This is a genomic window from Megasphaera sp. UBA4382 (assembly GCF_002391155.1).
GTDB classification, from domain to species: domain Bacteria; phylum Bacillota; class Negativicutes; order Veillonellales; family Megasphaeraceae; genus Megasphaera; species Megasphaera hexanoica.
The window spans coordinates 1-10,401 of record NZ_DGRS01000070.1 but is presented as its reverse complement, the minus strand read 5'-3'; the positions used below and the strand labels follow the sequence as shown (position 1 = coordinate 10,401).

Sequence of the window (10,401 nt, the reverse complement as noted above, 5' to 3'; positions counted from 1 at the left end):
AAGGTGACACCGGCGCAACCGGCGCTCAGGGCGAACAAGGACCCAAGGGCGAAAAGGGTGACACCGGCGCCAAAGGTGATAAGGGCGAAAAGGGTGACACCGGCGCCAAAGGTGATAAGGGCGATAAAGGTGACACCGGCGCTCCCGGCAAGGATGGTAAGGACGGCAAAGATGGCGGCGTAGGCACCGTTGTTGGCGACGACACCAACATCACCGTGGCCAACACCGAAACCGATGCCACCAAACCGGCCAACTATAAGGTTTCCCTGAATAAGGCCATCACCGTGGATAAGGTGACCGCAGGCGATACCACGATTTCCAGCAATGGTGTCTCCATTGCCGGTGGTCCGTCCATGACGAAGGACGGCATCGACGCCGGCGGCAGCAAGATTACCAATGTGGCAGCCGGTACCGCCGATACCGACGCTGTGAACTACGGCCAGTTGAAGGGCGTGGAAAGCAGCGTACAGAACAACACCACGAACATCAACCGGTTGAACGGCCGGGTGAACGACCTGGACAGCCGCATCAACAAAGTCGGTGCCGGTGCAGCGGCTCTGGCAGCGCTCCATCCGCTGGACTTCAATCCCGATGACAAATGGAACTTTGCTGTCGGATATGGCAACTACCGCAACGCTAACAGTGTAGCACTGGGAGCTTTCTACCAGCCCAACGAAAATACCATGTTCAACGTGGCAACCAACTTTGGCAACGGCGAAAACATGATTAACGCCGGCGTCAGCTTCAAGATTGGCAAAGGAAATTCCTATGCCGGTGTCAGCAAGGCCCAGCTGGTAGCAGAAAACCAGCAGCTTAAAGCAAACGATGCCCTGCAGGATCAGAAGATTCAGAAACAAGATCAGGAAATCCAGGAACTGAAGAAAGCCCTGGAAGAACTGAAAAGCCGTATCAAATAACAGAATAACCTTATCTGACTGATACAAACAAAACGCCCCGCATCAGAAGAGCTCCCCTCTAATTCTGATGCGGGGCGTTTTACATCTAGTCGGTTTGAAGAACAGCATAGCATGGCGTCCTTATAAAGTATGTTGGCTTGAAGGGCTGTGCAGCATGGCTCCACTGGGAAGCGGGAGCTGGCGCCAACGGCCGACTTAGGCAGAGAACCGCATTTGAAGGAGCGTAGCGATGCGCAAATGTGTGTAGGGGCTCACGGCCGGGGGACTTCTTCTGTCTGCCTCACCGGCTATAGTATCATCTACGGCGTTGTCGTCTATCAACGTAGCCCCGCTACGCCTCTTTCCTCCGCCTTGTATCTGACACCATAGCCGATGATTCCGATGCAAAGCGCCCCCAGTCGTGAGCCCTCGCCTATGCCGAAACACAGTGCCCTATTGTAGCACCTTGCCAGATATATATGAATATCGTAGTTTCGGCAGAGGGGTTCTTTTATCATCTGAGTTCCAGTATCTGAGTCCGAGGAACGTAGCACGACGGACAGGGTTCCCGGCATTCCTGCTAACCACTGACCACTATCCACTATCCCTTCCCGGCCTGCGGCCCTCTGCATAAAATTGGAATAAAGCCCAAATCCATGATATTATATATAAAGATAGGAATAAATTCCAAATTTTTACTATAAAATAGGATAATTAGGAAACAATTCCAGAAAGGAGTTGCTATGAAACTGATACCCAGACCAGAATATCTGGATTTTTTGAAGCGTTATCAGAACCATCATTTGATTAAGGTGATTTCTGGTGTCCGCCGGTGTGGGAAATCTACCATTTTTTACTTGTACCGGCAATATTTATTGCATCATGGTGTGGCTCCCGAACAAATTATTACCATAAATTTTGAAGACCTGGCTTATGAACCGTTGTGTGAATACCATGCATTATATCAGTATATTACAGAACGGATGCAGACGGATAGGATGAATTACATCTTTCTCGATGAAATACAGCATGTAAAAATTTTTGAAAAAGTGGTAGACAGCCTGTTTATTAAAGAGAATACCGATGTGTATATCACCGGATCCAATGCCTATTTTATGTCTGGTGAGTTAGCGACGCTTTTGACAGGCCGCTATGTGGAGCTGTCGATGCTGCCCTTGTCATTTCGGGAATTTTGTCAGGGAATGCCTGATTCCCTGTCGGTGCCTGAACAATATAACGCCTATGTCCGAGTGAGTTCTTTTCCCTATGCCCTGCAGTTTCAACACGATTCCCAGGCCGTAGAGGAATACCTGTCAGGAATTTACAATACAATTCTGGTCAAAGATACATTACAGCGGATGAGAAGCGGCGATACGATGATGATAGAGAGTCTGATGAAATTTCTGGCCGCGAATATAGGCAGTCTCATTTCACCTAATAAAATTGCCAATTCCCTGACTAGTGCTGGCAGGAAAATAGATAATAAGACCGTTGAAAAATATTTACAAGGTCTGAAGGATAGTATGCTCATTTATCAGGCAGACCGATTTGATATACGGGGAAAACAGCTGCTGAAAATCAATGCCAAATACTATCTGGTTGACCCCTCTTTCCGTCGCCTTTTGATCAACGATACCGGGCGGGACACGGGTCACATTTTGGAAAATGTCGTATACCTGGAATTACTGCGCCGGGGAGGCAAGGTATACGTTGGCCAGCTGCCCAAAGGAGAAATTGACTTTGTCGTTGAACGGTCCGGAACCAGAGAATACTACCAAGTAGCAGAAAGTACACTGCTCCCGGAAGTGCTCGAACGGGAATTGAAACCGCTACGCGCCATACCGGATCAATATCCCAAATACCTGCTGACACTGGATGAAATTCCCTCAGAAGCAGATTACAACGGCATCAAAAAGAAAAATGTCCTCCGCTGGCTGCTGGGGGATGGCTTCTAACGTGCAGCGGCGTCTGGCTTCCAACGCAGTGAACCGGCCCAAAGCCTACTAATCACTAACCACCGACCACTGTCCTTCCCGACCTGCGTTTTTTTCATCAAACATCAAACTTCAAACTATCTTTTCACTAACCACTAACCACTATCTTTTTCCAGCCTTCAAATTATCCCTTCCTTCCCGACAAAATAAAAAAATGTAACTATTGACATTACAACTTAGATGATATATGCTTATAAATGTAAGGACGATATTTTGTTACTACTAGGAGGAATGACTCATGGACGCAAAAACGATAGAAGCCGTAACGGCTAAGACCAACGATTTACTGGCAGCACCGAGCTGCAATCCGAAATTGAAAGCAGCTGCTGAAAAATGGCTGGCTGCCGCTGACAAAGATGCCGAAACTCCGGCTTATATCGACGCTCTGAAAAATGGTGTATCTACCATTGACGAACTGCTTGGCTTTGCCGGTTCCGATTTTGCCAAAAAGCTTCTCGGCGAAGAAGGCGCTAAAGGACTCCTGGCTCATGCCAAAGATATTCAGGCTAAAGGGGCCAAGTATTGCGACTGCCCGGCATGTACGGCTGCACTGGCTATATTGGACATTCTCCACGCTATCTGATATGCCGGACTATTACGTATAGGATGTATAGAGGGCTGTGACAGATTCATTTCTGTTGCAGCTTTTTTTGTGCTGTTCTGGTATAGGACAGCAGGCTGACCGTATGGAAGAAACTTACGAAACGTGCTACACTGAAACAATGCAAAGGAATAAAGGAGGTGCCTTATGGAACAGACAAAACGGAAACAGGCCCGCAAGGGGATGGATATGCTTCACGGTTCTATTGCCGATAAATTGTTCTTCTTTGCTATGCCCGTCGGCCTCATGGGCATGTTTGAACAGCTCTTTAATAGTGCTGATGTCTTCATCCTCGGGCGGTTTGTCGGGAAAGATGCTATGGCGGCCGTCGGGAATAATATGCCTGTCATCGGCCTTCTGGTGACGCTCCTCATGGGGATTTCCCTCGGTGCCAATGTCGTCATTGCCCAGTATCTGGGAGCCCGGAAGGATGAGAAAGTGGAAGCAACGGTGCAGACGGCTATCCTCCTTTCTCTGGGCATGGGATTGGCGCTCATGATCATAGGGGAACTCATCGTGTCTCCGGCTCTTGCAATTCTCGCCGTGCCGAACGACGTGTATCCTATGGCAGAATTGTATCTGCGGATTTTCCTCCTGGGTCTGCCGTTCCTTTCCCTATATAATTTCGAAGCGGCCGTGTTCCGCAGCTGTGGTGATGGCCGGACGCCACTGTACAGTCTGGTGGCAGCCAATGCAATCAATATCGTCCTCGACCTGCTTTCTGTCACCGCTTTCGGTCTGGGCCTTACGGGTGTCGTCGTGGCGACGGTCCTTTCTTTTGCCGTCAACGCGGCCATCTTATTTGTCTTACTATGTCGTACAGCCGACCGGATCCGCCTGCAGCGGCATCATATGTGTTTTTCCCACAGTGAACTCTGCCGCATCATGCGCATCGGCCTGCCGGCAGGGTTGCAGGGCATGGTCTTTGCCCTCTCCAATGTGCTGATCCAGTCGGCCCTCAATAGTCTGGGGACGGAAGCCATGGCAGCTTCGACAGCGGCCTTCATCATAGAAAATAATATGTACTGCTTTGTCAATGGATTCAGTCAGGCGGCAACGACCTTTGTCGGGCAGAATTATGGGGCACGGAATCTGCGCCGCTGTTTCCGCATCACCAAGGTGGCCTTCGCCGTAGAAGGAGGGTTTCTCCTGGTAGTGGTGACACCGGTACTCCTTTTTTCCAAACCGCTGATTTCCCTGTTCAACAGTGATCCCGTCGTCGTGCAGCTCGGGTCGCTGCGGCTGTTCTGTATTGCCGGCACGTTTTACCTCAATGGCATCATTGACATCATCTCCGGGTCCCTGCGGGGCTACGGCTATTCCTTGCCGCCAGCTGTCGTCGTTCTCGTTGGTATCTGCGGTGTCCGTATCCTCTGGCTCTATACGGCATTTGCCTCTCACCGCGACTTCTTTACTCTCATGCTGGACTATCCCGTGAGCTGGGCCGTGACCATCGTCGTCCTGACCGTCGTATACCGCATGTGCCGCAAGCATATCGTCCTCGGGCTGCTCACAGACCGCTAAAGAAAATGGCGGAACAAGGGAGCGCCCCGTCCTGTTCCTGAAGGAGTTCAAGCAACAGACCGGTACGGTTATGATGGAAAAGTTCTGTTCTCTCCCAGGCAATATTTATGATTAATATATGGATTTGATAGAAGGTTTCGATTTTCACCGGTGAAACGCGGCATTTTCAGCGGACTTCATAATCTGGAAACAAGCAGTGTCATCAATGGGCAGCTATGCCAGCTGAACCGGCTCTGCATCGGAAGAAGTGCGGCTTTGGCCCATGCGCAGTAACACAGGAGTGGAAAACGGGCAGCCTTAGTGTAAAAATTGAGTCAAAGAGGCCGGTGACAGAGGGGAAACCCTTTGTGTAACGGCCTCTTTCATGTTATAATGAACGTTAGTCTGTTTATTTCTATTTCTATGGTATTTCATCAAAAGGAGACGGCAGTGATGCGGGCAATGGGAATCGATCCGGGGACGGCTATCTGTGGCTTTGGCGTGGTCGATGCTATGGGGAGCCGGCTGAAACCGGTGACATACGGCACGGTACAGACGACACCGGAGTATACCGATGCCGAACGGCTGGTCATGCTCTACGACGGCCTGAACGAACTCTACGACAAGTATAAGCCCGATGTCATCGGTGTAGAACAGCTCTTTTTTAACCGCAATGTCACGACGGCCATCACCGTCGGCCAGGCCCGGGGCATCATCCTCCTTACGGCCCAGCAGGCCCATATCCCGATTCTGGAATTTTCCCCGCTCCAGGTCAAACAGGGTGTCACCGGCTATGGGCGGGCGACGAAGGAACAGGTCATCGATATGACCATGCGCCTTCTCGGCATCCGGGAGAAAATCAAGCCCGATGATGCGGCCGATGCGCTGGCTATGGCGATTTATACTATTTATTCCCGTCATTCCCTGAGTTTGAAAAGGACGGTCCAATTATGATCGGTTATCTGAAAGGTACTATTACTCATATTTTTGAAAATGCCTGTTTCATCGATGTAAACGGCGTCGGCTACCGGGCTATCGTGTCCGGCCCGACCCTGGGAAATCTGACCATCGGCAAAGAAACGATGCTCTATACGTATATGAGTGTCAGTGAAAATGATATCACCCTTTACGGATTCCTGACCCAGGATGAGTATGAATTGTTCCTGCTCCTCATCACGGTCAATGGCATCGGTCCCAAACTTGCGGTAAACGCCCTGGGAGCCGTCACGCCGGATCAGATGCGGCTGGCCATCAGCCAGAGCAATATGAGTGTCCTGACGAAGCTGCCGGGCATCGGCAAGAAGACGGCCAACCGTCTCGTGCTGGAGTTGAAAGACAAGGTGGGGACGCCCGGTGACAGTGATGTCATGGCGGTGACTGTGGAAGATACGACAGCGCCACAGGGCATGGCTGCCGAAGCGCTGGCGGCTCTTCAGTCACTGGGCTATTCCGAACAGGAAGCGCTGCCGGTCATCCAGAAACAGGCTGCTGCCTGCGATAGTGTAGAAAGCCTTATCAAGGCGGCTCTGCGCAGTCTCGGCAGCGGGAGGTAACAGATGGAAGAACATCGCATCATTGAGACGGCCGACCTGCCGGGTGATTCCTGGCAGTACAGTCTGCGGCCTCATTATTTAAAGGAATATATCGGCCAGACCAAGGCCAAGGAAAATCTGCGCGTATTCATTGAAGCGGCGAAACTGCGCAAGGAAGCGCTGGACCACGTGCTCCTGTACGGGCCGCCGGGCCTGGGCAAGACGACCATGGCCGGCATCATCGCCAATGAGCTGGGCGTCAATCTGCGCATCACGTCCGGCCCGGCGATCGAACGGCCCGGCGATCTGGCAGCCCTGCTGACCAATCTGCAGGAACGGGACTTGTTGTTCATCGATGAAATCCACCGTCTGTCCCACAGCGTAGAAGAAGTGCTGTATGCGGCCATGGAAGATTACGCCCTCGATATTGTCATCGGCAAGGGACCCAGTGCCCGGTCGGTGCGTATCGACCTGCCGCCGTTTACCCTCGTCGGTGCGACGACCCAGGTAGGCCGGCTGGCACCGCCTCTCCGGGACCGCTTCGGCGTCATCTGCCGTCTGGAATTTTATAAGCCCGAAGAACTGGTGCTCATCATCCGCCGGACAGCGCAGATCCTCGATATCGAAATAGAGGAACAGGGGGCACTGGAAATCGCCCGCCGCAGCCGGGGCACACCGCGTATTGCCAACCGCCTGTTGAAGCGGGTCCGCGATTTTGCCCAGGTAGCCGGAGCACCGGCTATTACCAGCGACATTGCCTCGTCGGCACTGGACCGGCTGGAAGTAGACCGTTGCGGCCTGGACCGGACGGACCGGCGGGTACTGCAGGTCATTATCGAGAAGTTCGGCGGCGGTCCCGTCGGCCTCGATACGATTGCGGCGGCAATCAGCGAGTCCGTCGATGCCGTCGAAGATGTCTATGAACCGTTTCTCATGCAGCAGGGATTTTTGAACCGCACGCCCCGGGGACGGGTCGTGACGGCTGCAGCCTATCGTCACCTCGGCCTGCCTGAACCGGGACGGGATGACGGCGCCAAGAGTACGTCACTCTTTTAGGAGACACTATGGCTAAAACACTGATTTACATCGGAATCTTTTTTATCATTGCCGGCGCAGCCTGGATGGGACTGGATCAGCTGGGACTATCCCGGTTCCTCGGACACCTGCCGGGAGACATCCATTTCACCAGGGGAAATACGTCTTTTTATTTTCCCGTCGTGACCTGTATCGTCATCAGCGTCGTCCTTTCTATTATTCTCAACTTTTTTTCCCGCCATTAAGAGAGGAGCGGCTTCATATGTGGTTTAAAAAGATAGCGTGTCTTGTTACGGCCGCCTTTTGCCTCGTTTCCTTTGGGGGAATGGCCGCTGCATCGGGCATGGGTCAGCCTGTGCGCATCGGCATCCGCGAAGGGCGCGGTTCGGTCGCTTTCACCAGTGACAGCGGCCTGGGCGTCTGGAAAAACGGGTCCCTGTGGAAGAAATATCCCGCCCGTACGCCCTTGCAGGTTGCCCTCAAGGGTAATACCGTGAACGTCGGCGGCGCTGCCGCTGCTGGCGCCGTCGAAGTTCGCCCTCTTTCATCTTCCGGGTCGGTGAAGATTACTGACGGCTATGCCTATCGCGGTGCTATGAGAGTCATGAAATCGCCCCAGCGGTGGGGCCTGACCGTCGTGAATGTCGTTCCCATGGAAGAATATCTCTACGGTGTCGTCGGCAAGGAAATGTCGCCGTCATGGCATCCGGAAGCGCTCAAGGCACAGGCCGTCGCAGCGCGTACCTATGCCGTTTCTCATAAGAATAATTTTGCCAGCCGCGGGTTTGATATGACCGACGATACATCCAGCCAGACCTATGCAGGCATCAATGGCGAATCGCCGTCGGTCATCGCCGCCGTCAATGCGACGCGGGGCGAAGTACTGACCTATGGTGGCAAGCCGATTGACGCTTTTTTCTGTTCGTCAGCCGGCGGCTGGACGGAAAACAGTGAAAACGTGTGGGGCTCTCACATTCCTTATTTGCGCGGCGTTTCCGATACGAGCAGCCGAATGCCATCGTACCGCTGGGCGGTGACGACGACGCCGGAAAAACTGGCAGCCAATCTCGCTGCTGCCGGTAAAGGTGTAGGCAAGGTCAAGTCTATTACACTGTCACCGCTGGGCAGACGGCCTATGGCCGTTTCCGACCGGGGAGTTTCCGGCCGGGTGCTGTCCATGACTGTTACGGGATCGGCCGGCTCAGTCCGCGTGACGGGCAATGCCTTCCGGTCCATATACGGCCTGAAGAGTACCCTCTTTGATTTTGCTCAGGGAAATGGCACTCTCCCCGATCCGGATTCAGGAAAGGCGGCCCGCAGTACGACTATGGCCGTCAAAGCCGGCGTCCCTATCACGATTTACGGATATGGCTGGGGCCATGGACTGGGAATGAGCCAGTACGGAGCGTATCAGATGGCTCAGGAACACGGCAGTGCCGGTTATTACCGCACGATCCTGGCTCATTATTATACAGGTACCAGACTTGAAAAATTATATTGATTGCTAAGACAGGAAGGATTATTTTGAAACTGACTGATTTTTCGTATGAATTACCAAAAGAACTGATTGCCCAGCATCCGGCCGAACCGCGGGATCATGCCCGCCTTATGTTGTATGACAAAAAAACAGGCGCTGTGGAACATAAGCACTTTTACGACCTAGTCGATGAACTTCAGGCCGGCGATGTCCTCGTCTTCAACGACTCCAAAGTCATTCCCGCCCGCCTCTATGGGAAACGGGTCCCGACGGGCGGCAAGGTAGAAGTACTGCTCCTGACCCCGGTCGGGGAAGACCGCTGGGAAGTGCTGGTCAAACCGGGGAAGAAGGCTCTTCCGGGTACGACCATCGAATTTCCCGGAGGCTTGCAGGCAGAAGTACTGGACCGCACTGACTTTGGCGGCCGGGTCGTCCATTTCACCTATGATGGCGTGTTTGACGACATTATCGACCAGATTGGCGAAATGCCCCTGCCACCGTATATCCATGAAAAAATGGAAGACCCCGATGAATACCAGACGGTCTATGCCCGCGAACGTGGATCGGCAGCGGCGCCGACGGCAGGACTGCATTTTACAGATGAACTGCTGCAGAAAATCCGCGATAAGGGCGTAGAAGAAGTCTTCGTCACTCTTCATGTCGGCCTGGGTACATTCCGTCCGGTAGAAGAAGAAAACATCGAAGACCATCAGATGCACAGTGAATTTTACAGCATCACTCCCGAAGCAGCTGATGCTATCAACCGGGCAAAAGCTGAAGGACGGCGTATCATTGCCGTAGGGACGACGAGTATCCGCACTCTGGAAAGTGCCGGCACGACGGGAACGCTCAAGGCCGGTTCCGGCTGGACGAATATTTTCATCTACCCGGGCTTTACCTTCCATATCGTCGATGCCCTGGTCACTAATTTCCACCTTCCCGAATCGACGCTGCTCATGCTCATCAGTGCCCTTTCGACGCGGGAACAGATTCTCCATGCCTATGACATTGCCGTCAGGGAAAAATACCGTTTCTTCAGTTTCGGCGATGCCATGTTTATTCATTAGAGGAGGAACCATATGGTCATTACCTACGAACTGCAGGCCGAATGTGACGGTGCCCGGGCCGGTCTCCTGCGCACGCCCCACGGCACATTCAAGACGCCTATGTTTATGCCCGTCGGTACGCAGGCCACGGTCAAGACGCTGACGCCGGAAGAACTCTATGATATGGGCGCCCAGGTCATTTTGAGCAATACCTATCACTTGTTCCTGCGTCCCGGTGAAGAGCTCATAAAGGAAGCAGGCGGCCTGCACAAATTCATGAACTGGAAACAGGCCATCCTCACGGACAGCGGCGGCTT

General features: G+C 52.8%; 11 protein-coding genes. All 11 read left to right on the top strand.

The genetic code is table 11. The features are described 5' to 3' along the window. A partial coding sequence (locus tag B4H10_RS08400) for a YadA-like family protein (RefSeq protein ID WP_292018631.1) occupies positions 1–917 on the top strand: 917 nt, incomplete at its 5' end. A 722-nt stretch (positions 918–1,639) separates the two neighbouring features. After that, the gene (locus tag B4H10_RS08395) at positions 1,640–2,851 is read left to right on the top strand and encodes an ATP-binding protein (protein WP_292018630.1); all 1,212 of its coding nucleotides are present in this window, start codon (positions 1,640–1,642) and stop codon (positions 2,849–2,851) included. A gap of 277 nt (positions 2,852–3,128) precedes the next feature. Next, positions 3,129–3,473 carry a hypothetical protein gene (locus tag B4H10_RS08390; RefSeq protein ID WP_059075727.1) on the top strand — a complete coding sequence of 115 codons (345 nt, stop codon included), beginning with the start codon at positions 3,129–3,131 and terminating at the stop codon, positions 3,471–3,473. 165 nt (positions 3,474–3,638) lie between these two features. After that, positions 3,639–5,015, top strand: coding sequence for an MATE family efflux transporter (locus B4H10_RS08385; protein ID WP_292018629.1), 1,377 nt, complete (start codon positions 3,639–3,641; stop codon positions 5,013–5,015). 432 nt (positions 5,016–5,447) lie between these two features. Further along, on the top strand, positions 5,448–5,948 hold the full coding sequence (gene ruvC / locus B4H10_RS08380; RefSeq protein WP_075582054.1) for a crossover junction endodeoxyribonuclease RuvC: 501 nt from the start codon (positions 5,448–5,450) through the stop codon (positions 5,946–5,948). After that, positions 5,945–6,547: a Holliday junction branch migration protein RuvA gene (gene ruvA / locus B4H10_RS08375; RefSeq protein WP_292018628.1), complete on the top strand. Its 603-nt coding sequence runs from the start codon at positions 5,945–5,947 to the stop codon at positions 6,545–6,547. The genes ruvC and ruvA overlap by 4 nt, the downstream gene beginning before the upstream one ends. Before the next feature lie 3 nt (positions 6,548–6,550). Next, on the top strand, positions 6,551–7,582 hold the full coding sequence (gene ruvB, locus B4H10_RS08370; RefSeq protein WP_059075731.1) for a Holliday junction branch migration DNA helicase RuvB: 1,032 nt from the start codon (positions 6,551–6,553) through the stop codon (positions 7,580–7,582). An 8-nt stretch (positions 7,583–7,590) separates the two neighbouring features. Next, positions 7,591–7,806, top strand: a complete 216-nt coding sequence (locus B4H10_RS08365; protein WP_075582056.1) for a DUF2905 domain-containing protein — start codon at positions 7,591–7,593, stop codon at positions 7,804–7,806. Positions 7,807–7,823: 17 nt separating this feature from the next. After that, positions 7,824–9,062 (top strand): SpoIID/LytB domain-containing protein, encoded by a 1,239-nt coding sequence (locus B4H10_RS08360; RefSeq protein ID WP_292018627.1) that lies wholly within the window; start codon positions 7,824–7,826, stop codon positions 9,060–9,062. A gap of 23 nt (positions 9,063–9,085) precedes the next feature. Beyond that, complete coding sequence (gene queA / locus B4H10_RS08355; protein ID WP_059075734.1) at positions 9,086–10,105, top strand: tRNA preQ1(34) S-adenosylmethionine ribosyltransferase-isomerase QueA; 1,020 nt, start codon at positions 9,086–9,088, stop codon at positions 10,103–10,105. Between the two features lie 12 nt (positions 10,106–10,117). Beyond that, positions 10,118–10,401, top strand: a 284-nt coding sequence (locus B4H10_RS08350; protein WP_292018626.1) for a tRNA-guanine transglycosylase, incomplete at its 3' end; no start/stop codon positions are given.

What these genes read in the sequence shown, in the direction of transcription:
- ruvB (WP_059075731.1), top strand. Translation starts at nt 6,551, where the DNA reads ATGGAAGAACATCGCATCATTGAGACGGCCGACCTGCCGGGTGATTCC.
- B4H10_RS08360 (WP_292018627.1), top strand. Translation starts at nt 7,824, where the DNA reads ATGTGGTTTAAAAAGATAGCGTGTCTTGTTACGGCCGCCTTTTGCCTC.
- B4H10_RS08365 (WP_075582056.1), top strand. Translation starts at nt 7,591, where the DNA reads ATGGCTAAAACACTGATTTACATCGGAATCTTTTTTATCATTGCCGGC.
- ruvC (WP_075582054.1), top strand. Translation starts at nt 5,448, where the DNA reads ATGCGGGCAATGGGAATCGATCCGGGGACGGCTATCTGTGGCTTTGGC.
- B4H10_RS08395 (WP_292018630.1), top strand. Translation starts at nt 1,640, where the DNA reads ATGAAACTGATACCCAGACCAGAATATCTGGATTTTTTGAAGCGTTAT.
- B4H10_RS08385 (WP_292018629.1), top strand. Translation starts at nt 3,639, where the DNA reads ATGGAACAGACAAAACGGAAACAGGCCCGCAAGGGGATGGATATGCTT.
- B4H10_RS08390 (WP_059075727.1), top strand. Translation starts at nt 3,129, where the DNA reads ATGGACGCAAAAACGATAGAAGCCGTAACGGCTAAGACCAACGATTTA.
- ruvA (WP_292018628.1), top strand. Translation starts at nt 5,945, where the DNA reads ATGATCGGTTATCTGAAAGGTACTATTACTCATATTTTTGAAAATGCC.